Raw genomic sequence first — 23,484 nt, 5'->3', positions numbered from 1 at the left:
CATGAACGATTTCGACGATATCAACGCGCGCGGACTGGTCCTGGTGGGATGCGGCCGCATGGGCGGCGCGATGCTGCAGGGGTGGCTGGCGCGCGGGCTGGATGCGGGGGCGGTGACGGTCGTCGACCCGAACCTGGCACCGGAATGGCAGGACCGCGGGTTGCGCGTGAACGCGGGGCTGCCCGCCGATCCGGCGGTGGTGGTGCTGGCGGTCAAGCCGCAGATGATGGGCGGCGCGCTGTCTGCCATGCCGGACCTGTCGGGCAGCCTGGTGATCTCTGTCGCGGCGGGCACGACCATCGCCACGTTCGAGGCCGCCTTTCCCGGCGCGCCCGTCATCCGCGTGATGCCCAACACGCCTGCAGCCATCGGGCAGGGCATTTCCGCAATGATCGGCAACGGTGCCGCGACCCCCGCCCATCTGGACCTGGCCGAGGCGCTGATGCGCGCCGTGGGCCGCGTGGTCCGGCTGGAGGCCGAGGACCAGATGGACGCCGTCACCGGCCTGTCGGGCAGTGGCCCAGCCTATGTGTTCCACCTGATCGAGGCGATGGCCGCCGCCGGAGAGGCGCAGGGCCTGTCGCCCGCGCTGTCGCTGGAGCTGGCGCGCATGACCGTGGCCGGGGCCGGCGCGCTGGCCGTCCATGCGGACGAGGATCCGGCCGTGCTGCGCCGCAACGTGACATCGCCCAACGGCACGACCGCCGCGGGGCTGGCGGTGCTGATGGACGACGACACGGGCCTGACGCCCCTGATGGTCCGCACCGTGGCCGCGGCCACCGAACGCGGGCGGGAACTGGGGCGGGCATGATCACCTTTGACGATTTCCTCAAGGTCGATATCCGCGTCGCCACCATCACCCGCGCCGAACCTTTTCCCGAAGCGCGCAAGCCTGCAATCAAACTGTGGCTGGACCTGGGCGAGATGGGCGAGCGCAAATCGTCGGCCCAGATCACCCGGCATTACGACCCCGAAACGCTGATCGGCACGCAGGTGCTGTGCGTCGTGAACTTTCCGCCGCGCCAGATCGGCCCCGTCATGTCCGAGGTTCTGGTCCTGGGCGTGCCCGACCCCGATGACCATGTGGTGCTGATCCGCCCCGACCTGCCCGTCCCCAACGGAGGCCGCCTGTATTGAAAGTCCTTGTCACCCGCCCGATGACCGACCGCGCCACAGCCGCCATCCGCGCGGCCTGCGACGCGACATTCCACGACAACACGCCGCTCACCGTCGATCAGGCGGGGCAGGCGATGCGCGATTATGACGCGATCATCCCGACATTGGGCGATGCCTTCGGGGCCGATGCGTTCCGGGGCGATCTGCGCTGCAGGTTGCTGGCCAATTTCGGTGCAGGGTTCAACCATATCGACATCGCCGCCGCCCGCGCCGCCGGGGTGGCGGTCACCAACACGCCCGACGTGGTGACTGACGCCACCGCCGATATCGCGCTGACGCTGATGCTGATGACGCTGCGCCGCGCGTCCGAGGGCGAACGCCTGCTGCGCGCGGGCGGATGGACCGGCTGGAACCCCACGCAGCTGCTGGGATCGGAGATGTCGGGCCGCACCGTGGGCATCGTCGGCATGGGCCGGATCGGGCAGGCCATCGCCCGGCGCGCGCATCTGGGTTTCGGGATGGACGTGGTGTTCTTCAACCGGTCGACCGTGACGGGGCTGGACTTTCCGGCGCGCCAGATCGCCGACCTGCGCGCCATGCTGGCGGCCTGCAACGTTGCCGTGATCGCGGTGCCGGGGGGTGCTGCGACGCGCGGCCTGATCGGCGCGGCAGAGCTGGATGCGTTGGGTGCCGACGGTGTGCTGGTCAACATCGCCCGCGGTGACGTGGTGGACGAGGATGCGCTGATCGACGCGCTGGTGGCGGGTCGCATCGCGGGCGCGGGTCTGGACGTCTATGCGCGCGAACCGCATGTGCCGCAGGCGTTGCTGGACGCGCCCAACGCCACGCTGCTGCCGCATCTGGGGACGGCCACCGACGACACGCGCACCCGCATGGGCCTGCGCGCGCTGGCGAACCTGCAGGCGCATATCGACGGCGCCGCCTTGCCCGACCCGGTCGGCTAGGAACCCGTCGCGGCCTTGGACGTTATTCCTGCATGCGAATGTCTGAAAAGGAGACGGACATGAACTGGGATATTATCCAAGGCAAGTGGAAGCAGCTAAAGGGCGCGACCAAGGTCAAATGGGGCGAGTTGACCGACGACGAGTTGGATCAGATCGACGGCAACAAGGACAAGCTTGCCGGCAAGCTGCAGGAAAAGTACGGCTGGACCAAGGATCAGGCCGACAAGGAAATCGACGATTACTATCACGACAAGTGATCGTCTTCCGGCGAAAGCCGATCAGGGGCGTCCCATCCGGGGCGCCCCTTTCCGCATCCGCTTGATCGCCCTGTCGCGGTAGGGCACCAAGGGTCGAACCGACCGGAGCGTCGCATGCATTACGCCTATTCCCTTCAGGGTGGCCGCTTGGTCCGCAACGACGCCGACCGCGATCTGGCCGACGCGGCATGGATCGACCTGATCCAGCCCGGCGACGCCGAGATGGCGCGCCTGCGCGATCTGGGCGTGCCCGTGCCCAGCCTTGCCGAAATGGAGGAGATCGAGCTGTCCAACCGCCTCTATCGCGAGGATGGGATGGACTACATGACCGTGATGCTGCCGGGAGAGCGGGTGGGGGGCGACCGGACATCGATGCCGGTGACGTTCATCCTGTCGGCGGACCGTCTGGTGACGGTGCGCCACCATTCGCCGCGACCCTTCCTGACCTATCCCGACCGCGCCGAGCGATCCACCTTGGGCTGCGGCACGCCCGACCGCCTGTTTCTGGGCCTGATCGAGGAGATCATCGCCCGGCTGGCCGACATCCTGGAGGGGGCGGGCCGCACGCTGGACCAGACCACCGCCTCGGTCTTCGAACGCCGCGCGGTGGCCGCCGCGTCCGACCGGTTGCAGGCCGCGCTGCAGGACGTGGGCCGCGAGGCCGAGACGATGGCCCGCGTGCGCCTGGCCCTGCTGACCGTGGAACGGATGCTGGCCTTCTATACCGCCACGCTGGAGGACCGCCCCGAGGAAGGCCGCCTGCGCGCCGCCACCCGCGCCCAGATGCGCGATGTCCAAGCGTTGGAGGTTCATGCCGATTTCCTGGGCGGGCGGGTCAGCCTGGCGGTCGACACGACGCTTGGCCTGATCAACCTGCAACAGAACAACACCGTCCGCATCCTGTCGGTCGTGGCCGCGCTGTTCCTGCCGCCGACCCTGATCGCCAGCATCTATGGGATGAACTTCACCAACATGCCGGAACTGGACCAGCCTTGGGGTTATGCGTTCGCGTTGGTGCTGATGGGCGGCACGACCCTTGGGACATGGCTGTTCCTGCGCTGGAAGGGCTGGATCTAGAGGTCGTCCAGCAGGTCCAGCATTTCGGGCGGCATCTGGCCTTCGGACAGGGTGATGGCGTGCGGGCCGGTCGCGTCCGTGACGGTGATCGCATAGCGCATCCGGTCCGGGCAGCCGGGGCAGGGGGTGGCCGCCATGTCCGCCAGCGCCTTTGGGTGGAAGGCCGCGCACAGTTCCTGCGCCCGGGGTTCGGGCTGTGCGTCGGTGTCGATGCGGCGCGACGTGGCGGCGGTGATGCCGCCAAAGCCGCCATGGCTGCGGATCTCTATGATCATGCGGTCCTCCGGTCCGCGGATCATAGGATCAGACCGCGATTCCCACAAGTTTCCATGCGCGCCGCAGCAGCAGCGCCTGTTGGCTGCCCGCCCCGGCCAGTGCCGCCGCACTGCGCAGGGTCTGGTCGGCGAAATCGGAAAAGCTGGCCATCGGGTTGTTCAGATCCTGCAGCGTCCGGTACCAGATCCGGCCCGGCAACTCCCACGCGTTGCCGCCCAGATAGCTGCAGAACAGGTAAAAGGCGTGGTTCGGGATGCCCGAATTGATGTGGACGCCGCCATTGTCGTCGGTCGTGGTGTTGAACTGATCCATGTGCCAGGGCTGGGGGTCGGTGCCCAGCAGATCGTCGGCATAGGCGGTGCCGGGCGCCTTCATGCTGCGCAGCGCCACGCCGTTGATGCCCGGACCAAGGATGCCGCGCCCGATCAGCCAGTCGGCCTGATGCGCGGTCTGGCCCAGCACCCGCTGTTCGGCCAACGCGCCAAAGACGTCGGCCACATGTTCGTTCAGGGCGCCGGACTGGTTCTCATAGATCAGCCCGCCGGAATGCTGGATGACGCCATGCGCCATTTCATGCGCGATGACGGAGAGCTGCAGGAAGGTCCGAAAAATCTTTCCGTCGCCCGTGCCATAGGCCATCTGCTGCCCGTCCCAGAAGGCGTTGTTGTAGTTGCGGCGGTGCTGGACCGTCGCCACCAGCGGCATCCCGCGCCCGTCCAGCGAGTTGCGCCCGTATTCCTCGGCGAACATCGCAAACACCTGACCGGCGCTGTCATAGGCCATGTCGGCATCGGGGATGCCCGACGGGGCGTCGCCCTCGGCCCGGACGAGGCGTCCGGGCAGGGCGGCGCGGAATTCGCCGTCATGGATGCGGCGGTCGGGACAGCACAGGTCGGGATCGGGCGCGATTCCCTGCGGGCCGGGGGGCGGGCTGGCCCATGCCGCGCGTTCCACCCGCAGCTGTTCGTCATGGCGCAGCAGCGTGCGGGCCATGTCGGCGGTTGCGGGATCGCCGCGCAGCGCCAGCACCCGCAGCATGTAGGGCGGCACGATGCAGGCGATGGGATTGTGGTGGGAACAGCCGAACGACAGGCACATGGGGCGACCTTTCCGCGTTGGATCGCCCCAAGGTAGCACGGAACGCCCGACCCGCAAGGGCCGGATGTTCACGTTTCATTCACGTCAGTCCATGCGCTTGCCGCTATCCTTGTCGAACAGGTGCAGCGCGCCCGGGCGATAGGACAGGCGCATCTGATCCGCCAGCGGCGCGTCGGACGGCAGGGTGATGGTGATGCGCGCATCGCCCGTCTTGCCGTGGACCAGACGCTGCGCGCCCAGTTCCTCGACCGCCAGCACCGACATTTCGATCGGGCCGTCGGCGGTGACACTGAGGTCTTCGGGGCGGATGCCGACGTGGCCGGCATGCGCGGTGCCGGGCAGATGCGGGACGGCGCTGGCCTCGATCAGGTTCATGGCGGGGCTGCCGATAAAGCTGGCGACAAAGGCCGAGGCCGGGCGGCGATAGACCTCCAAGGGCGTGCCGATCTGTTCGATCTGCCCGCCGTTCAGCACCACCAGCCGGTCGGCCAAGGTCATCGCCTCCAGCTGGTCGTGGGTGACATAGATCGAGGTCGTGCGCAGACGTTTCTGCAGTTCCTTGATCTCCAGCCGCATGGCGACGCGCAGTTTCGCGTCCAGGTTCGACAGCGGTTCGTCGAACAGGAACGCCGCGGGTTCGCGCACGATGGCGCGGCCCATGGCGACGCGCTGACGCTGGCCGCCCGACAGGCGCGGGGCTTGCGGTCCAGGAACGGACCGATCTGCAGGATGTCCGAGGCGATGCCCACGCGGCGCTCGATCTCGGCCTTGGGGGTGCCGCGGTTCTTCAGGCCGTAGGCCAGGTTCTGGCGCACCGACATGTGCGGGTACAGGGCATAGTTCTGGAACACCATCGCGATGTCGCGGTCCGCGGGCTCGACCTCGTTGACGACGCGGTCGCCGATGCGGACCTCGCCCTCACTGATGCTTTCCAAGCCCGCGACCATGCGCAGCAGGGTGGATTTCCCGCAGCCAGACGGCCCGACCAGGACCAGGAATTCGCCATCCGCGATGTCGATGTTGACGCCGCCCACGGCGCGGGCTCCACCGGCATAGATCTTGCCGACATTGTTCAGGGTGATGGAAGCCATCTTATTTCTCCGTCTCGACAAGACCTTTGACGAACAGGCGCTGCATGGCGACCACCACGATCACGGGTGGGATCATCGCCAGCATCGCGGTCGCCATGACCAGGTGCCATTGCGGCAGACCGTCCACGGCATCCGCCATGCGCTTGATCCCCGCAACGATGGTGTAATAGTCCGAACTGGTCGTGATCAGCAGGGGCCAGAGGTACTGGTTCCAGCCATAGATGAACAGGATCACGAACAGCGCTGCGATGTTGGTGCGCGACAGCGGCAGCAGGATGTCACGAAAGAACTTCATGGGTCCGGCGCCGTCGATCCGGGCGGCCTCGGTCAGCTCGTCCGGGATGGTCAGGAAGACCTGGCGGAACAGGAAGGTGGCCGTGGCCGACGCGATCAGCGGGATGGACAGGCCGGCATAGCTGTTCAGCATGCCCAGATCGGCCACCACCTGGAAGGTCGGCACGATGCGCACCTCGACCGGCAGCATCAGCGTGATGAAGATGCACCAGAAGGCCAGACCGCGGAACGGAAAGCGGAAATAGACCACCGCAAAGGCCGACAGGACCGAGATCACGATCTTTCCGATGGCGATCGCCAGCGCCATGATCAAGCTGTTGAACATCATCACGCCGACCGGGGGGGTGCCGCTGGTGGACACGCCCGCGCCCAGCATCTGGCTGTAGTTCTGGATCATCTGGTCGCCCGGCCACATCGGGATGGTGCCCGACATGAAGGCGGTCGCGCTGTGGGTGGAGGCCACGAAGGCCACCCAGACCGGCAGCGCCACGACGCAGACCCCCAGGATCAGCGTCAGGTGGGCGGCCAGGTTCAGGAAGGGACGGTTCTCGATCATCAGTAGGCCACCTTCTTTTCAACGAACCGGAACTGGATCACCGTCAGCACCAGGACCAGCGCCATCAGCACCACCGACTGCGCGGCGGACGACCCCAGGTTCTGGCCCACGAAGCCGTCGAAATAGACCTTGTAGACCATGATGTTGGTGGCCTGTGCCGGGCCGCCCTCGGTCGTGGCGTCGATGACGCCGAAGGTGTCGAACATCGCATAGACGATGTTGACGACCAGCAGGAAGAACGTGGTCGGCGACAGCAGCGGAAACGTGATGTCGAAGAACCGCCGCACCGGGCCCGCCCCGTCGATGGCCGCAGCCTCGCGCAGGGAGGCCGGGATCGCCTGCAGGCCCGCCAGGAAGAACAGGAAGTTGTAGCTGATCTGTTTCCACGCGCTGGCGATGACCACCAGGGTCATGGCGTCGTCCTTGTCCTGGATGTGGTTCCAGTCATAGCCCAGGCCCCCCAGCAGATAGGGCATGATCCCGATCGTGGGGTTGAAGATGAACCACCACAGGATGCCCGCGACCGCAGGCGCGACCGCATAGGGCCAGACCAGCAGCGTCGTATAGACCCGCGTGCTGCGGATCATCCGGTCCACCGCGATCGCCAGCAGCAGCGACAGCCCCATCGACAGCACCGTGACCGAAATGGCGAAGACCGCCGTCACCTGCAGACTGTTCAGGTATTCGGGGCTGCCCCACAGGCGGGCAAAGTTTTCCAGCCCGACAAAGGTCGTCCGGGTGCCAAAGGCATCCTCGCGCAGAAAGCTTTGACGGATGGCCTGACCGGCAGGCCACAGGAAAAAGATGAAGGTGATGATCAGCTGGGGTGCCAGCAGCAGCCAGGGCAGCAGCTGGTTTCGAAAAATGGTGCGCTTCATCGCGGGACCTTGGGGCGTAAACGGGAAAAGACCGGGGCCGCGCCTGATGCGCGGCCCCGGCCGAAGGAGGGTGGGGACGTTACTGGTTCTGCGCCTGGAACTCTTCCAGCAGCGCGTCGCCGCGGCTGACGACCGCGTCCAGCGCGCCCTGTGCGTCCTTGTCGCCCGATAGCAGCTGCTCGAACTCCTCGTCGATGACGCCGCGGATCTGGACGTAGCTTCCGAACCGCAGACCCTTGGAGTTCTCGGTCGGCTCGTTCAGGGTGATCTGGTTGATGCCGGTGTCGGCGCCGGGGTTCTCGGCATAGTAGTCGGCCATCTGTTCACGCGCGGCCGCGGTGATCGGCAGGTATCCGGTGAAGGACGCCCAATCGGCCTGCACCTCGGGCTGGGTCAGGTATTCGAAGAAGGCCGCGGTGGCCGCGTATTCCTCGTCCGACTTGCCCGACAGCACCCACAGCGAGGCGCCCCCGATGATCGAGTTCTGCGGCGCGCCCTCGACGTCGTCGTAATAGGGCAGCATGCCGTATCCGACCTCGTACGCGGTCGAGTTGGCGACGACGCCCGCACGGCTGGCCGAGCTGCCCATCATCATCGCGCATTCCTGCGAATACAGCATCGGGGCCGCGTTGTCGGCGCCCACCGGGCCGCCGTACTTGAACACGCCCTCGTCGGACCAGCGCTTCAGGTTCTCCCAGTGCTTGACCTGCACGGGACCGTTCAGCGACAGGCGCGCGTCCAGACCGCCAAAGCCGTTCTCCAGCGTGCCGATGGGCTGGTTGTGCCAGGCCGACAGGTTTTCGGTCTGGGCCCAGCTGATCCACTGGGTGGTAAAGCCGCAGCTGGCGGCTTCCGATTCCATGATCTGCTTGCTGAACTGTTCCAGTTCGGCCCAGGTCTTTGGGGGCGTCTCGGGGTCGAGGCCCGCGGCCTCGAACACGGTCTTGTTGTAATACAGGATCGGGGTCGAGCTGTTGAACGGCATCGACAGCATGTTGCCGTCGGCATCGGTGTAGTACCCGACCACGGACGGCAGGAATGCCGCCTGATCAAAGGCCTGGCCGTGCTGTTCCATCAGTTCGTGGACCGGGACGATGGCGCCCTGGGCCGCCATCATGGTGCCGGTGCCGACCTCGAAGACCTGGACGATCGCGGGCTGCTGGTTCGCGCGGAAGGCGGCGATCGCGGCGGTCATCGTCTCGGGATAGGTGCCCTTGTAGGCGGGGGTGACGGTGTATTCGTCCTGGCTGTCGTTGAAGCCCTGGGCGATCTCTTCCAGTTTCGCGCCCAGCTCGCCACCCATGGCGTGCCACCACTCGATGTTCGTTTGTGCCTGCGCTGCAGTCAGCGACGCGACCAGCGCCACCGCGGATGCGGTTCCGTATCGGATCATGTTGTCTTCCCTCCCTAACAGAGTTGCGATACTGACCCCGCCTATCGGCAGTTCACGACAGCATCGCAACGCTCATATGACAGTCTTGTGACGTCGGGAGGTTTGGGTCAACGGGTTTCGTTGGCGTTCGGTTTTTCCGAAGTTGCGCGAATGACCCCATGACGGCCCCGATCACCGGGTTGATGACCTTGGTCACGACCGGCAGCAGGGCCAGCCCCAGGATCAGGCCGATGACGCCGTCGCAAAAGGCGGTGACGATCCACGCGACGACCCCGGGGGCTGCGGGAACGGCGGCGGCTGCGGCCTCGGCCCAGTCATGGATCAGGTGATAGGGCGCGCCCCAACCCATCTGGTCCAGACCGTGCACGATGATCTGCCCGCCGACCCAGATCATCGCGGCGGTGCCGACGACCGTCAGCGTGGTCATGAAGCCCGGCATGACCTTGACGATGCCCCGACCCAATGCCGCGACCGCGCCGCTGCGACGCTGCGCCAGGTGCACGCCCACGTCGTCCGCCTTCACCACCAGCGCCACGAAGCCGTACACCGCCACGGTGATCGCCACGGCGACCAGCGCCAGGATGACGGCCTTCATCACCAGGCTGTCTTCGGTCGGGATGGTGGACAGGGCGATTGTCATGATCTCGGCCGACAGGATGAAGTCGGTCTTGATGGCGCCGGCGACGCGGGCCTCCTCCAGCGCGGCACCATCGGTGTCGGGATGGGTATGCTTTTCGCTGTCGTGGGTGTCGGTCTTGTGGAACAGGTGCGCGACCTTGTGCGCGCCCTCATAGCACAGATAGGCGCCGCCCAGCATCAGCAGCGGCGGAATGGCCCAGGGCGCAAAGGCGGACAGCAGCAGCGCCACCGGCAGCAGGATGACCATCTTGTTGAACAGCGATCCGCGCGCGATCTTCCACACGATCGGCAGTTCGCGGCTGGCGTCGAAACCGTGGACGTATTTCGGCGTCACCGCCGCGTCGTCGATGACCGCGCCCGCGGCCTTGGCCCCGGCCTTGGCCGCCTGACCCGCCACGTCGTCGATGGACGCCGCCGCGACCTTTGAAATTGCCGCAACGTCGTCCAGAAGCGCGATCAACCCGCTCATGCAGTGTCCCTTCGGAAATTGGCCCAGTGCGGCGCCGTGCCGCAGGCCATCAGCACCCGGCAACGCGCGCCAGCGCAAGCGGTTTCACCGCCCCATGCCGATCCGCATAGAAAAGGCCCGCGCAGAGGGGACTGCGCGGGCCATGACCTGCCTGTCGGGGGACGGGCAGGTCCTGCGGGGCGTCTTAGGACGCCGGCAGCAGCACGGTGTCGATCGAGTGGATCACGCCGTTCGACTGGTCCACGTCGGGGATCAGCACGGTGGCGACGTTGCCGTTCTCGTCGGTGATCTGCAGTGCGTTGTCGCTGGCGCGGATGGTCGCGGTCAGCGTGCAGCCGCCCACGGTCTCCAGCGCGGCCGAACCGCCGCCCTGCTGGATCATGCGACCCACGGCCGAGGACATCGCCTCGGTCGGCACGACGTGGCAGGTCAGGATGGTCTGCAGGGCTTCCAGGCTTTCCGGCTCCAGCAGGCCCTCGACGGTGCCGTCGGGCAGCTTTTCAAAGGCCGCGTTGGTGGGGGCGAAGACGGTGAACGGGCCGGGGCCCGACAGCGTCTCGGCCAGGCCCGCGGCCTGAACGGCGGCGACCAGCGTGGTGTGGTCTGCCGAGTTCACGGCGTTTTCGACGATGTTGCGCGACGGCAGCATCTCGGCGCCGCCGACCATGGTGTTCTGGGCGAATGCGGGTGCGCCAAGCGCGATGGTGGCAGCAATGATCGAAGCGCCGACTTTGGTGAAGCGGGTGGTCATGGACTTCCTCCGGGTTTGGTTCTGGGCTGCATTTCTGCGCCCGACAGGACCAAACACGCGGCAGGGGCGGGTTAGTTGCGCCAGCCCCCGGTCAATCCGTGTTCACAAAGACGTGAGCGGCGCGATGGCCACGACCGGGCCGGTCGCCTGACCGGTGGGCGATCCGCCCGCCGGTTCGTCCGACAACGCGATCTGGATGTCGGCCGACGGGTCCAACCCATCGGGCAGGGTCATGCGCAGGCTGCCGTCGCGCGGGACCAGCCCGATCGAGACCGGCGCCGATCCGTCGGGTTCGACCCACCAGATCTCCCAGTCGCGGCCTTCGGGGGCGGCGCCGCTTTCCAGCGCGATCTCCATGTCGCGGCCGTCGATGCGGGCGGCGACGCGCAGGGCCTGATCCTGGGTCGACAGCTGGGCCTGATAGCCGGGGGCGGCGGGCTGCTGCAGTCCGGGCAGCCACAGGAACGCGGCGGTCGCGGCAACGGCCAGCACGCCGGTCAGCGCGACCAACGGCCCACGCCACCAGGCGCGGCGTTCGGTCGGATCGTTGGCCAGCGGCGCGTTGATATGGCCAAGCCGTTCGCGGATCGCCTGGCGCGCGCGCGCCGGGGCCATGACCGGGGTCAGCGCCTCGGCCATGCCGGCCATGCGTTCGTACCAGTCATGCACGATGCGGGCGAAATCCGCGTCGGTGGACATGCGGGCCGTGGCGGCGGCGGCCTCGGGTCCGTCCAAGAGGCCAAGCGCCAGCTCGGCCGCCAGCGCCTGGTCTTCCTGGGACGGGGTCAGCGGGGCGTCGTCGGTCATTGGCTTACGCAATCCTTCAGTCGCAACAGGCTGCGGCGCAGCCAGCTGCGCACGGTGTTGATGGGCAGACCTTCGCGTGCGGCCAAGTCGGCATAGCTGACGCCCTCAAGGTACACCGCGCGCACGGCGCCGGCCTGCGCCTCGGCCAGCCTGGCCAGGCAGTCGTCCAGCATGCGGCGTTCCTGGGCCATGATCGTCGCCGATTCGGGGCCCGGCGCGCTGCAGGCGACAAAGGCCGCGGCATCCTCGGGGGCGGTGACGGGGCGCGATCCGCGGGCGCGCAGCTTGTCGATGGACCGGTTGCGGGCGATGGTGATCAGCCAGGTCATCGGCGACAGCCCGTTCGAGGCATAGCGGGCGGCGCTTTGCCACACGCGGATATACACCTCCTGCAGGGTCTCCTCGGCCTCGGGGCGGTCCTTGAGGACGGACAGGCACACGGCGTGCAGCTTGGCCGAGGTCGCGTCGTACAGGCGGTCGAAAGCGTCGCGATCGCCCATGGCGGTACGGGCGATCAGGGTTTCCAGTTCGGAACGGCGTGCGTCTGTCAAAACCGGGGCATCCTTCCAAGGGTTGTGGCACCTTATGAAGCACACCCCCCCGCGTCAACGCGCGCACGGGGCCGCGGCAGACCCTTGCCGTGCCTTGCACCCGTTGCCCGAATGCGCGATCAATGCGCCGATGTGATGGAAAGGGCTAGGGCCGATGCTGGACATGAACGCGAAACCCACCGAAGAGATCGACCTGCGCGAGGTGTTCGGTCTGGACAGCGACATGAAGGTCAAGGGCTTTGCCGACCGCACGGAGCGCGTCCCCGAGATCGACAGCACCTACAAGTTCGACCCCGACACCACGATGGCGATCCTGGCGGGCTTTGCCTACAACCGCCGGGTCATGGTCCAGGGCTATCACGGGACGGGCAAGTCCACGCATATCGAACAGATCGCGGCGCGCCTGAACTGGCCCTGCGTGCGCGTGAACCTGGACAGCCATGTCAGCCGGATCGACCTGATCGGCAAGGACGCGATCAAGCTGGTCGACGGCAAGCAGGTCACCGTGTTCCACGAGGGCATCCTGCCCTGGGCGCTGCGCAACCCGACCGCGATCGTGTTCGACGAATACGATGCCGGCCGCGCGGACGTGATGTTCGTGATCCAGCGCGTGCTGGAGGCCGACGGCAAGCTGACCCTGCTGGACCAGAACGAGGTCATCACGCCGAACCCTTTCTTCCGCCTGTTCGCGACCGCGAACACCGTGGGCCTGGGCGACACGACGGGTCTTTATCACGGCACCCAGCAGATCAACCAGGGCCAGATGGACCGCTGGTCGCTGGTCGCCACGCTGAACTATCTGCGCCACGACGCCGAGGCGGCGATCGTGCTGGCCAAGGTGCCGCATTACAACACCGAGAAGGGCCGCAAGATCATCGGGCAGATGGTGACGCTGGCCGACCTGACGCGCACCGCCTTCATGCAGGGCGACCTGTCCACCGTCATGAGCCCGCGCACGGTGATTTCCTGGGCGCAGAACGCGCGCATCTTTGACAACGTGGGTTACGCGTTCCGCCTGACCTTCCTGAACAAGTGCGACGAGCTGGAGCGCCAGACCGTGGCCGAGTTCTATCAGCGCCTGTTCGACGAGGAATTGCCGGAAAGCGCAGCCGCCAAGGCGGGCTGAGGCCCGCGCGGCCAAGGGGGCCATCCGCAGATGAAGAAATCCGACAACCCCGCCGACCCGTTCAAGAAGGCCCTGACCGAGGCGACGCGGGCGCTGGCGGGTGAACACGAGCTCAACGTGACCTTCAGCGCGGACCCGGCCGGGGTTGCGGGCGACACGATGCGCCTGCCGCAGGTCAGCCGCCGCATGGGCCGCGACGAGGTGCTGCTGGCGCGCGGTACCGCCGACGCGCTGGCGATGCGGATGCGCCACCACGACGCCGGCACGCATGCGCGCTATTCCCCCGCGGGCCCTATGGCCAAGGAGCTGTACGAGGCGCTGGAGACCGCGCGGTGCGAGGCTTTGGGTGCCCGCGACATGCCGGGCGCGCTGTCCAACATCGACGCCAAGATCGGCGCCGAGGCCGACAAGAAGGGCTATGCCCAGATCAAGGCCCCGGCCGATGCGCCGCTGTCGGTGGCGGCGGGATACATCCTGCGCCAGGCGGCGACCGGGCGCGCGTTGCCGTCCGGGGCGCAGCACGTGGCCGATCTGTGGCGTCCGTTCGTCGAAAGCCAGGCGGCGGGTGCGCTGGCGGATGTGAACGATGCGCTGGCCGATCAGGCCGCGTTCTCGCGCCTGTCGCGGCGGATCATCACCGACCTCGGCTATGGCGACCAGCTGGGCGAGGACCCCGACCAGCCGCAGGACGACGACAGCGACGAGAACGCCGAGCAGGACGAGGAGTCCGGTGACAGCGAATCGCAGGATCAGGACGACAGCGAGGAGAGCGATGCCAGCCCCGAGCGCAGCCAGGAGCAGACCCAGGACGAACGCCAGGCTCAGGTCGGCATGGACGACAGTGCCGACGATGAGATGGCCGACGAGGCGGAGATGCCCGATCAGGACAGCCCGCCCGACCTGCCGCCCCCGGTCAGCGAGGCCAGCCCCGATTACCGCGTCTTTGCCCAGACCTGGGACGAGGAGATCCGCGCCGAGGACTTGGCAGACATCGCCGAGCTGGAGCGTCTGCGCGCCTATCTGGACAAGCAGCTGGAGCCCCTGCGCGGGGCGGTCAGCCGCCTTGCGAACAAGTTGCAACGCCGCCTTCAGGCGCAACAGAACCGCAGCTGGGAGTTCGACAAGGAGGAGGGCGTTCTGGACGCCGGCCGCCTGGCCCGCGTGGTGGCGAACCCGACTATGCCGCTGTCCTTCAAGATCGAGAAGGACACAGAGTTCCGCGACACCGTGGTGACGCTGCTGATCGACAATTCCGGGTCGATGCGCGGGCGTCCGATCAGCATCGCCGCGATCTGCGCCGATGTTCTGGCGCGCACGCTGGAGCGGTGCAACGTCAAGGTCGAGATCCTGGGCTTTACCACCCGCGCCTGGAAGGGTGGGCAATCGCGCGAGGCGTGGCTGGCCGCGGGCCGTCCCGCCCAGCCCGGTCGCCTGAACGACCTGCGCCATATCATCTACAAGTCCGCCGATGCGCCCTGGCGCCGCGTCCGTCCCAATCTGGGGCTGATGATGAAGGAGGGGCTGCTGAAGGAGAATATCGACGGCGAGGCGCTGGAATGGGCGCACAAGCGCCTGACCCGCCGCCCCGAAGCGCGCAAGATCCTGATGGTGATTTCCGACGGCGCGCCGGTCGACGACAGCACGCTGTCGGTCAACCCGGCAAATTTCCTGGAACGCCACCTGCGCGACGTGATCGCCATGGTCGAAAAGCGCCGCGCGGTCGAACTGCTGGCCATCGGCATCGGCCATGACGTGACCCGATACTATCAGCGGGCGGTGACCATCACCGATGCCGAGCAGTTGGCCGGGGCGATCACCGAACAGCTGGCGGCACTGTTTGACAGCGACCCGCGCAAGCGGCGCGGGTGTTGGGCATGGCGTCGATTCGGCGGGGCTGATTGCGTCCCGCGACGCCGGGGGGCGCTGCCCCCCGGACCCCCCGAAGGCATCTTTGATCCGACAGCTATCCCAGCAGCAACTGCCGGACCATGCGGCGCAGAAGGGGCTGGCCGCCGGGTCGCCATCCGGCGGCGATCAGTGCCGTGCAGTCCGGGATGCGCAGGCGCGACGCGTCGGCACGCGGGGGCAGCGGATGGCGGCTGCGGGTGGCATCGCGGACGATCGCCAGCAGGTCGTGATGGTCCAGGACCAGATCGCTGCAGTTGACCGTCGGCGGGGGCGTGAGCGTCGAGAGTAACAGGACCAGCGCACGGGCCAGGTCGGCGGCGTGAACCTCGGTCGCGATGCGCGGGGGGATGGGGCGGCCGGACAGGTAATCGGCGAACAGGGCGTGCCATTTGTGGGCCGGGCCAAGGCCATAGACCCCGGTGGCGCGGATCGCGCAGCCGGTCAGGGGCAGCGTCGCCAGATGCGCCTCGGCCCCGGCCTTGACCTGGCCATAGAGGGTGGTGGGCGCTGCGGGCAGGTCGTCCGGCAGGCGCATCCCCGGCGGGTGGCCGTCATGGACCGCGCGCGATGACAGGAACAGCACCCGCCGCACGCCATCCTGCACCGCTTGGTCGAACAGGGCGCGCGTGCCGTCCAGGTTCGCGGCGACGAACGCCGCCGGATCGTCGCCCTCTCCGCCGCGATAGCGGCCCGGGGCATGGGCGAAGGCGCAATGGATCAGGGCGTCGTGACCCTGCAGCGGCGCGGGCTGCCCCAGGGTCCAGCCGTGGGCGCGGTCCAGGGGCGTGACGTCGTGGCCCGCCCGGCACAGGGCGCGCGCGGCATAGCGGCCGATGATCCCGGACGCGCCGGTCAGGGCCACGCGCATCAGGCGGGCGGGCCGGGCAGGGCCGACAGGTCGGGCACAGGTCCGCCCGCCGCCACCTGCCGCCACAGGTCGATCAGCGGGCGCAGGCCATCGGCCTTGTCGTGGTCCTGCCACGGTTTTTCATACTGGAAATGCAGGATGCGGATCTGGGTCCAGTCCCACAGCTGCGGCATGTGCGTCCAGACGTATTGCAGCAGGTTGTGATGGATCGACAGGCCCTGCCAGTCGGGAAAGAAATCCTGCAGGAAGGTCTGGTCGGTGCGCCGCCAGAAGACGCCCGGCCGGTCCAGATGCGCCATCATCGCCGCGAAGGTCGCGGGGTCGGGGCGCGCGGTGAACACGCCCGAATTCATGCGCCCGAACCCGTCCAGCCCGTCATAGACGTTCGGCGCGGCGCAGAATTCGGGAAAATCGAACAGCTTGTCGACCGGGCGCAGCACGATCGCGTCGGCGTCGATGAACACGCAGGCGTCATAGTCCAGCTGCCACAGCCGGAGCTTGATGAAATTGTCCAGTGGCGTGTGGAAGTCGGGCTTGCCGCCCTTCAGGAACGCGGCCCGCGCATGCAGCGCGTCGCGGGCATGGGCCTGATCGAAGGCATCCGACGTCGGCAGCAGGTCCGCCCGGATCAGCCGGGCGCCATGCGCCGACAGGCGGGCCTGCGCGTCGGCATCCAGGCCGCGATGCATCACCGCCAGATCGGCCTGCGTTCCCGTAAGTCGCAGCGACCGCAGCAGCGCCTCGGCGCCGGGCAGATAGGCCGCGTTGCTGACCAGCGTGACAAAGGCCCGGCGCGCGGTCGCGGGGCCGTCTGCGACAAGGCCGGTGGGAAGCGTGGGGTCGGTCATCGGCGGGGGTCCTGATCGGTGCGGGTGTCCGGCCTTCATGGCAGACGGGTGCGGGGTTTGCCAAGCTGATGCGGAACCGCCCCCCTTCGGCCACGTTGGCTTGCGACCCCAACAGGAAAGTGACCCCATGTCCCACAACCACGAGCCGGAAAAAGCCGCGCGCAACCACAAGCCCGCCATCATCGCCATCATCGCCGCGCTGGTTGTGGCCGCCTTGGTGTTCTTTGTCTTCACGCCCGGCGTGAACGAACAGGAAGACGGCATCGCCACCACCGCCCCGCCGGGCGACACCCCGATCAGCGATGCCGAGGGTCTGGGCGAAGATGTCGCAGAGCCCATCACGCCGGGTGCGGAAACCCCAGCCGACGCGACCACCGGCCCCACCGGCACGGCCGATCGGCCCGCAGGCGAAGCCACCCCGGCGCCCGCGAACTGATCCACCACCATTGACCGCGATACCCGCGCGGACCCGAAAAGGTCCGGGCGTTCTGCTGACGCAACCGTGACCGCCTTGGACCCATGACATTGCCTCACGGTTTTGAGATAACGGCCACAGAATGGCGCGCAAAGCGCTGCGGGCGGTATCTTCGGACGGAAGGACGGGGCAGGCATGAAATTTCTGACAAAGCTGTTGCTGGGATTGGCGGTGGTGACATTCGCCGTGTCCTGCGGACGAACGCCGCCGCGCGGCGGTGCGCCTTCCGGGTATCAGGTGGCACCGGGACCCGGCGCGAATCCCCAGCTGGGCGACCGTGCGCCGCACCAGTGGCGCAACGGCGCACCCTATGGCCATGCGGTCCATGGCATCGACATCTCTCGTTGGCAGGGGGATATCGACTGGAACCGCGTTCGCGGCGCGGGCATCAGCTTTGCCTTCATCAAGGCGACCGAGGGGGGCGATCATGCCGACCCTAACTTCCGCCGCTACTGGGCACAGGCCGCGCAGGCGCGCATCCCGCGGGGGGCGTACCATTTCTATTATTTCTGCCGGACGGGCGCCGAGAACGCCTATTGGTACATCCGCAACGTCCCGCGCGAGGCGGGATCGCTGCCCCCCGTTCTGGACATGGAATGGACGAACTCGCGCAACTGTCCCCGCCGGCCCCCGGCCGCCGAGGTCCTGCGCGAGGCCGAGGTGTTCATGCAGATCGTCGGCCGCCACTATGGCCAGCGCCCGATCATCTACACCACCGTCGATTTCTATCGCGAAAACCAGATGGGCCGCATGAACGCCGAATTCTGGCTGCGTTCGGTCGCGGACCATCCCAGCGTCACCTATCCGGGCCAGCGCTGGACCTTCTGGCAGTACACGGGCACGGGCATCGTTCCGGGCATCCAGGGTGACACGGACATCAACGCCTTTGCGGGCTCTGCTGCGGATTGGGCGCGATGGTTGCAGGCACGTCTGGTCCGCTAGCGTCCCGGCGCTGGCTGCGGGTCGAATTCGCGGCGCTGTATGTCGGCGCGCCGATGGCGATCGCGCTGTTCCTGCCGCCGGATCAGCTGTTCACCGCGCTGGCGGTGTTCAGCTTGGCGGGCATGGCGCTGCTGTGGGTCACGGGCGGTTTCCGCTGGCGCGTGCTGGTGCGGGGCTGGCGGCGGATGCCGTGGCAGGAGTTGGCGGGCATCGCGCTGGCCACGCTGGCGGCGGGATGGGTGATCCTGGCGATCGCCCGCCCCGAAGCGCTGTTTTCGATCCCCCGGAACCGGCCCGAATTCCTGCTGGTCATCTGGACCTTCTATCCCATCCTGTCGGCCCTGCCGCAGGAGCTGATCTTTCGCCCGCTGTTCTTTCACCGCTATGGCGCCATCCTGCCCGAGGGGCGGGCCGCCATCGCGCTGAACGCGGCGATCTTTTCCTTCGCGCACCTGATGTACTGGTCCTGGATCGTGGCGATCATGACCTTTGTGGGCGGCTGGTTCTTTGCCCGCGCCTATCTGCGCCACGGCTTTCCGGCGGCCTGGGCGCTGCATGCGGTGGCGGGGAACGTGCTGTTCGCGGTCGGCATGGGGGTCTATTTCTACAGCGGCAATGTGGTGCGCCCGTTCTGAGCGCCCATTCTGAGAGGTTGACTTCCCCGCCGTCCCGCGCTTTGTGCGGGGGCTGAAAAACTGGGGAAAACGCTCATGCACGCCTATCGCAGCCATACCTGCGGCGACCTGAAGGCCGCCGATGCCGGGACCACCGTCCGCCTGTCGGGCTGGGTCCACCGGGTCCGCGACCACGGGGGCGTGCTGTTCGTCGACCTGCGCGATCATTACGGCATGACGCAGGTGCTGGCCGACAGCGACAGCCCGGCCTTTGCCGCGATGGACAAGCTGCGCGCAGAGACCGTCGTGCGCATCGACGGCCGGGTCAAGATGCGCGACGCCTCGCTGGTCAACGCCAAGCTGCCCACCGGAGAGATCGAGGTCTATGCGACCGAGATCGAGGTGCTGGGCCCCGCGGACGAGCTGCCCCTGCCGGTCTTTGGCGACCAGGACTATCCCGAGGAAACGCGGCTGGCCTATCGCTTTCTGGACCTGCGCCGCGAGAGCCTGCACAACAACATCATGCTGCGGTCCAAGGTGGTGCGGTCGATCCGCAACCGCATGTGGGACCAGGATTTCACCGAATTCCAGACACCGATCATCACCGCGTCGTCCCCTGAGGGCGCGCGCGATTTCCTGGTGCCGTCGCGCCTGCATCCGGGCAAGTTCTATGCCCTGCCGCAGGCCCCCCAGCAGTTCAAGCAGCTGATCATGGTCGCGGGTTTCGACAAGTATTTCCAGATCGCGCCCTGTTTCCGCGACGAGGACCCCCGCGCCGACCGCAGCCCGACCGATTTCTATCAGCTGGACATGGAGATGTCCTTTGTCCGCCAGGAGGACGTGTTCGCCACCGTCCAGCCGGTCATCCAGGGCCTGTTCGAGGAGTTCGGCAATGGTCGCCGGGTGGATGCCGACTGGCCGCTGATCCCCTATGCCGACAGCCTGCTGAAATACGGCACCGACAAGCCGGACCTGCGCAACCCGATCGAGATGCAGGTCGTCAGCGAGCATTTCCGCGGGTCGGGCTTTGGCATCTTTGCCAAGCTGCTGGAGCAGGAGGGGACGCAAGTTCGCGCCATTCCCGCGCCCACCGGCGGCAGCCGCAAGTTCGCAGACCGCATGAACGCCTTTGCCCAACAGCAGGGCCTGCCCGGCATGGGATACATCATCTGGCGCAAGGCCGAGGATGGATCGACCGAGGCCGCGGGCCCGATCGCCAAGGCGCTTGGCGTCGAGAAGACCGAGGCGATCCGCGCTCAGCTGGGTCTGGCCGAGGGTGACGCGGCCTTCTTCCTGGGCGGTCGTCCCGACCAGTTCGAGACCGTCGCGGGCCGGGCCCGCACCGAGATCGGCCGAGAGCTGGGCCTGATCGACGAAAACCAGTTCAAGTTCGCCTGGATCGTCGATTTCCCGATGTACGAGAAGACCGACGACGGCAAGATCGACTTCAGCCACAACCCCTTCTCCATGCCGCAGGGCGGGATGGAGGCGCTGAACGGCGACCCGCTGGAGGTGCTGGGATACCAGTATGACCTGGCCTGCAACGGCTATGAGCTGATCAGCGGCGCGATCCGGAACCACAAGCCCGAGATCATGTTCAAGGCGTTCGAGCTGGCTGGCTATCCGGCATCCGAGGTCGAAAAGCGGTTCGGCGGCATGGTCAAGGCGTTCCGCTATGGCGCGCCGCCGCACGGGGGCTGTGCCGCCGGCATCGACCGCATCGTGATGCTGCTGGCCGATGAGCAGAACATCCGCGAGGTCATCATGTTCCCGATGAACCAGCGTGCCGAGGACCTGATGATGGGCGCGCCAAGCGAGCCCACCAACGAGCAGATGCGCGACCTGCGCCTGCGCGCGTTGCCGAAAGAGTGACCTGACCCCGGGCGACCGGCATGGCATGATGCTGCACAGCAGCACAAGCCGGAGCTCCTCGCCCGATGCCGTCCTATGCCGAAATCGCCGCGATCCGCCTTGGGTTCGGCCTGTCGCCGCGCCTGACGTCGCCCGCCGATCCGGCGGGGATGGCTGCATCGGTCGCGGGGTCCGTCCGGATCGGGCAGGGGGCCGTGACCCTGGACAGGGTGCGCGCGTGGCAGGATCGGGGGTTGGACCTGGGGGCCGCGGGCCGCACCGGCGACCCTGCTGCCCGCGAGCGTGACGTCGCCTATCGCCGCAGGCTGGGCGGCATCTATCGCGCGACGATCCAGAACCGTTTCGCCCGCGCGGTCGACGACCCGTCGGGCTTCGGGGAACGGCTGGTCTGGTTCTGGGCCGATCATTTCACGGTCACCGGCGGGACGGTCTACTGGAACCTGATGACCGACGCCTTTGTCCAGGACGCGATCCGGCCGCATCTGAACGGGCGCTTTGCCGACATGATGCTGGCGGCCGAAACCCATCCGGCGATGGTGCGCTATCTGGATCAGGACCGGTCGGTCGGCCCGAACTCGGCCCGTGCGCGCAGGAACCCCGACAAGCCGTTGGGCCTGAACGAAAACCTGGCGCGCGAGATGATCGAGCTGCACAGCCTGGGCGTCGGGGCCGACTATTCCCAGCAGGACGTGACACAGCTGGCCGAATTGCTGACCGGTTTGGCCTATCACCCCCGCCAGACCGGCATCTTTCGCCCCGTCCAGGCCGAGCCGGGGGCCGAGACGGTTCTGGGCGCCAGCTATGGCGGCGGCAGGGCCAGCCTGGACGACATTCGCGGGGTCATCGCCGATCTTGCGCGCCATCCGGCGACAGCCCGGCATATCGCCCGCAAGATGGCGGTGCATTTCGTCGCCGACGATCCGCCGCAACCGCTGGTCGACCGGCTGGCGGCGGTGTTCGTCGATACCGGCGGCGATCTGGGCGCGATGAACCTGACGCTGGCGCAGGCGCCTGAACTGCAGCAGCAGTTCCGCCAGAAGATGCGCCAGCCCTTTGATTTTCTGGTGGCCGCGATGCGCAGCCTTGGCATCGACGGTCTCCGGGTCCGCGCGATGAAGCCGCCGCAGGTGCAACGCCTGCTGCTGCAGCCGATGACCGCGATGGGGCAGGCCTGGGGCAGCCCGCTTGGCCCCGACGGCTGGCCGGAGGAACAGGCCGCCTGGGCCAGCCCCCAGGGTCTGGCGATGCGCATCACCTGGGCGCTCAGCGCGCCTTCGCTGCTGGCCGACCCGCTGCCCGATGCGCGCACGTTGCTGCGCACTGCCCTGGGCGACACAGCGTCCGAGGCGCTGTCCTGGGCCGTCCCGCGCGCGGAAGCCAGGCCGAGGGCGTGGCCCTGATCCTGGCCTCGGCCGATTTCAACCGGAGGTGACGCGATGCTGTCTCGGCGGCTGTTCCTGAAATCCACCGCGCTGATCGGCTGTTCTGCGGCGGCGCATCCGCTGCTGTCGTCGGCGACCTTCGCGGCGGCGCCGGGCGACAACCGCCTGGTCGTCATCATCCTGCGCGGCGCGATGGACGGGCTGGACGCCTTCCAGCCCTATGGCGACCGCGCGCTTGGCGGCTTGCGCCGGACCCTGTCGCTTGGACCGGATCACGGGGCGACCGATCTGGACGGGTTCTTTGCGCTGCATCCGGCCCTGTCGGAGCTGCTGCCACTGTGGCAGGCGGGACAGCTGACGTTCGCGCCCGCGGTCTCGACGCCCTACCGCGACAAGCGCAGCCATTTCGATGGCCAGAACATGCTGGAGGCCGGCACCGGCACCGACCTGGACCTGGATGCCCAGCAGGACGGCTGGCTGAACCGGCTGCTGCAGGCGATGCCGGGGCAGGCGTCGGAGACCGCCTATTCGGTGGGCGTCTCGCAGATGCGCATCCTGCAGGGGCAGGCCCCGGCCAAAAGCTGGACCCCCAAGGCGGAGATGGACCTCAGCCCGCAGGCGCAGCAGCTGCTGACGCGCATCTATCACGACGATCCGCTGTTCCGCGACGCCAGCACGCAGGCGATGGAGATCGTGGCCAGCCTGTCGCCGGACCTTGCCACCGGCAAGCCCGGACAGGACCACCTTGAGATCGCGCGTTTCGCCGCCGATCGCCTGAACGGGCAGACGCGGATCGCCAGCTTTTCCATCGGCGGGTGGGACACGCATGCGGGGCAGGCGGGGTCGCTGCCGCGGATGCTGGGGCGGCTGGCCGACACGATCCTGACGCTGAAGGCCGATCTTGGCGCGAACTGGGACCGCACGACCGTCATGGCGATGACCGAGTTCGGGCGCACCGTGCGCGAGAACGGATCGGCGGGGACCGATCACGGCACCGGGGGCACGCTGCTGGTGGCGGGTGGCGCGGTGCGGGGCGGGCGCGCGATGGGCGATTGGCCAGGTCTGGCCGAGGGCGATCTGTATGACGGGCGCGACCTGATGCCCCTGCGCGACATTCGCGCCTATGCGGCTTGGGCCATGCACGCCAAGTTCGGCGTTTCCCGCGCCACGCTGGAGGGGTCGGTCTTTCCCGGACTGGACATGGGGTCCGATCCGGGCATGACCGCCTGAC

Annotated in this window: 23 protein-coding genes and 2 pseudogenes; 13 read left to right on the top strand and 12 right to left on the bottom strand. The window is 67.6% G+C overall.

Features of this window, described 5'->3' with window-relative positions:
* Position 1 precedes the first annotated feature (1 nt).
* The 5 genes from proC (at position 2) to TY51_RS03965 (ending at position 3,415) form a co-directional block, all read left to right on the top strand.
* Positions 2 to 811: a pyrroline-5-carboxylate reductase gene (gene proC, locus TY51_RS03985; protein WP_042246130.1), complete on the top strand. Its 810-nt coding sequence runs from the start codon at positions 2 to 4 to the stop codon at positions 809 to 811.
* The gene (locus TY51_RS03980) at positions 808 to 1,137 is read left to right on the top strand and encodes a tRNA-binding protein (RefSeq protein WP_042246127.1); all 330 of its coding nucleotides are present in this window, start codon (positions 808 to 810) and stop codon (positions 1,135 to 1,137) included. Before proC ends, TY51_RS03980 begins: the two co-directional genes overlap by 4 nt.
* Entirely contained in the window at positions 1,134 to 2,081 is a 948-nt protein-coding gene (locus TY51_RS03975) for a D-glycerate dehydrogenase (RefSeq protein WP_042246124.1), read from the top strand. The genes TY51_RS03980 and TY51_RS03975 overlap by 4 nt, the downstream gene beginning before the upstream one ends.
* Positions 2,082 to 2,140: 59 nt before the next feature.
* Entirely contained in the window at positions 2,141 to 2,338 is a 198-nt protein-coding gene (locus TY51_RS03970; protein ID WP_042246121.1) for a CsbD family protein, read from the top strand.
* A 114-nt stretch (positions 2,339 to 2,452) separates the two neighbouring features.
* Positions 2,453 to 3,415, top strand: a complete 963-nt coding sequence (locus TY51_RS03965) for a magnesium transporter CorA family protein (protein ID WP_042246118.1) — start codon at positions 2,453 to 2,455, stop codon at positions 3,413 to 3,415.
* On the opposite strand, the gene TY51_RS03960 is transcribed toward TY51_RS03965, so the two are convergent.
* The 10 genes and pseudogenes from TY51_RS03960 to TY51_RS03915 form a co-directional block, all read right to left on the bottom strand.
* Positions 3,412 to 3,690, bottom strand: a complete 279-nt coding sequence (locus TY51_RS03960) for a protealysin inhibitor emfourin (protein WP_045981624.1) — start codon at positions 3,688 to 3,690, stop codon at positions 3,412 to 3,414. The two genes, TY51_RS03965 and TY51_RS03960, sit on opposite strands and share 4 nt — an antisense overlap.
* 28 nt (positions 3,691 to 3,718) lie before the next feature.
* The gene (locus tag TY51_RS03955; RefSeq protein ID WP_042246112.1) at positions 3,719 to 4,789 is read right to left on the bottom strand and encodes a M4 family metallopeptidase; all 1,071 of its coding nucleotides are present in this window, start codon (positions 4,787 to 4,789) and stop codon (positions 3,719 to 3,721) included.
* Positions 4,790 to 4,873: 84 nt separating this feature from the next.
* Positions 4,874 to 5,880: pseudogene (locus TY51_RS03950) on the bottom strand (sn-glycerol-3-phosphate import ATP-binding protein UgpC).
* A 1-nt stretch (position 5,881) separates the two neighbouring features.
* The gene (gene ugpE / locus TY51_RS03945) at positions 5,882 to 6,730 is read right to left on the bottom strand and encodes a sn-glycerol-3-phosphate ABC transporter permease UgpE (RefSeq protein ID WP_042246109.1); all 849 of its coding nucleotides are present in this window, start codon (positions 6,728 to 6,730) and stop codon (positions 5,882 to 5,884) included.
* A complete protein-coding gene (gene ugpA / locus TY51_RS03940) occupies positions 6,730 to 7,608 on the bottom strand; it encodes a sn-glycerol-3-phosphate ABC transporter permease UgpA (RefSeq protein ID WP_042246106.1) in 879 nt (292 codons plus the stop codon). Before ugpA ends, ugpE begins: the two co-directional genes overlap by 1 nt.
* Positions 7,609 to 7,687: 79 nt before the next feature.
* A complete protein-coding gene (gene ugpB, locus TY51_RS03935; protein WP_042246103.1) occupies positions 7,688 to 9,001 on the bottom strand; it encodes a sn-glycerol-3-phosphate ABC transporter substrate-binding protein UgpB in 1,314 nt (437 codons plus the stop codon).
* 52 nt (positions 9,002 to 9,053) lie between these two features.
* A complete protein-coding gene (locus tag TY51_RS03930; protein WP_081994697.1) occupies positions 9,054 to 10,109 on the bottom strand; it encodes a DUF808 domain-containing protein in 1,056 nt (351 codons plus the stop codon).
* Between the two features lie 184 nt (positions 10,110 to 10,293).
* Positions 10,294 to 10,860, bottom strand: coding sequence for a fasciclin domain-containing protein (locus TY51_RS03925; RefSeq protein ID WP_042246101.1), 567 nt, complete (start codon positions 10,858 to 10,860; stop codon positions 10,294 to 10,296).
* 102 nt (positions 10,861 to 10,962) lie between these two features.
* Entirely contained in the window at positions 10,963 to 11,667 is a 705-nt protein-coding gene (locus TY51_RS03920) for an anti-sigma factor domain-containing protein (protein WP_042246098.1), read from the bottom strand.
* Positions 11,664 to 12,218: a sigma-70 family RNA polymerase sigma factor gene (locus TY51_RS03915; protein ID WP_042246095.1), complete on the bottom strand. Its 555-nt coding sequence runs from the start codon at positions 12,216 to 12,218 to the stop codon at positions 11,664 to 11,666. The genes TY51_RS03920 and TY51_RS03915 overlap by 4 nt, the downstream gene beginning before the upstream one ends.
* A gap of 154 nt (positions 12,219 to 12,372) precedes the next feature.
* Here TY51_RS03915 and cobS point away from each other — a divergent pair, with 154 nt between their 5' ends.
* On the top strand, positions 12,373 to 13,344 hold the full coding sequence (gene cobS, locus TY51_RS03910; RefSeq protein WP_042246092.1) for a cobaltochelatase subunit CobS: 972 nt from the start codon (positions 12,373 to 12,375) through the stop codon (positions 13,342 to 13,344).
* Between the two features lie 30 nt (positions 13,345 to 13,374).
* Entirely contained in the window at positions 13,375 to 15,510 is a 2,136-nt protein-coding gene (cobT, locus tag TY51_RS03905; protein WP_231558900.1) for a cobaltochelatase subunit CobT, read from the top strand.
* Positions 15,511 to 15,565: 55 nt separating this feature from the next.
* Here the strand turns inward: cobT and TY51_RS03900 are convergent.
* Both TY51_RS03900 and TY51_RS03895 read right to left on the bottom strand, forming a co-directional pair.
* Positions 15,566 to 16,120 (bottom strand): annotated as a pseudogene (locus tag TY51_RS03900) (NAD-dependent epimerase/dehydratase family protein); the annotation flags it as partial.
* A complete protein-coding gene (locus TY51_RS03895; RefSeq protein WP_042246086.1) occupies positions 16,120 to 16,968 on the bottom strand; it encodes a glycosyl transferase in 849 nt (282 codons plus the stop codon). The gene TY51_RS03895 and the pseudogene TY51_RS03900, both read right to left, overlap by 1 nt.
* Before the next feature lie 127 nt (positions 16,969 to 17,095).
* Here TY51_RS03895 and TY51_RS03890 point away from each other — a divergent pair, with 127 nt between their 5' ends.
* The 6 genes from TY51_RS03890 (at position 17,096) to TY51_RS03865 (ending at position 23,483) form a co-directional block, all read left to right on the top strand.
* On the top strand, positions 17,096 to 17,404 hold the full coding sequence (locus TY51_RS03890; RefSeq protein ID WP_042246083.1) for a hypothetical protein: 309 nt from the start codon (positions 17,096 to 17,098) through the stop codon (positions 17,402 to 17,404).
* Between the two features lie 183 nt (positions 17,405 to 17,587).
* Entirely contained in the window at positions 17,588 to 18,385 is a 798-nt protein-coding gene (locus tag TY51_RS03885) for a GH25 family lysozyme (protein ID WP_042246243.1), read from the top strand.
* Complete coding sequence (locus TY51_RS03880) at positions 18,358 to 19,020, top strand: CPBP family intramembrane glutamic endopeptidase (RefSeq protein WP_042246240.1); 663 nt, start codon at positions 18,358 to 18,360, stop codon at positions 19,018 to 19,020. The genes TY51_RS03885 and TY51_RS03880 overlap by 28 nt, the downstream gene beginning before the upstream one ends.
* Positions 19,021 to 19,095: 75 nt before the next feature.
* Positions 19,096 to 20,871: an aspartate--tRNA ligase gene (aspS, locus tag TY51_RS03875; protein ID WP_042246079.1), complete on the top strand. Its 1,776-nt coding sequence runs from the start codon at positions 19,096 to 19,098 to the stop codon at positions 20,869 to 20,871.
* Positions 20,872 to 20,936: 65 nt separating this feature from the next.
* Positions 20,937 to 22,271: a DUF1800 domain-containing protein gene (locus tag TY51_RS03870; RefSeq protein ID WP_231558899.1), complete on the top strand. Its 1,335-nt coding sequence runs from the start codon at positions 20,937 to 20,939 to the stop codon at positions 22,269 to 22,271.
* A gap of 36 nt (positions 22,272 to 22,307) precedes the next feature.
* Positions 22,308 to 23,483: a DUF1501 domain-containing protein gene (locus TY51_RS03865; protein WP_042246076.1), complete on the top strand. Its 1,176-nt coding sequence runs from the start codon at positions 22,308 to 22,310 to the stop codon at positions 23,481 to 23,483.
* The last annotated feature ends 1 nt before the right edge of the window (position 23,484 follow it).

Source organism: Paracoccus sp. PAMC 22219 (assembly GCF_000787695.1).
In the GTDB taxonomy this organism is placed as follows: Bacteria; Pseudomonadota; Alphaproteobacteria; order Rhodobacterales; family Rhodobacteraceae; genus Paracoccus.
Note: the sequence above shows the minus strand (reverse complement) of the source record. Positions and strands in the feature narration are given on the sequence as shown.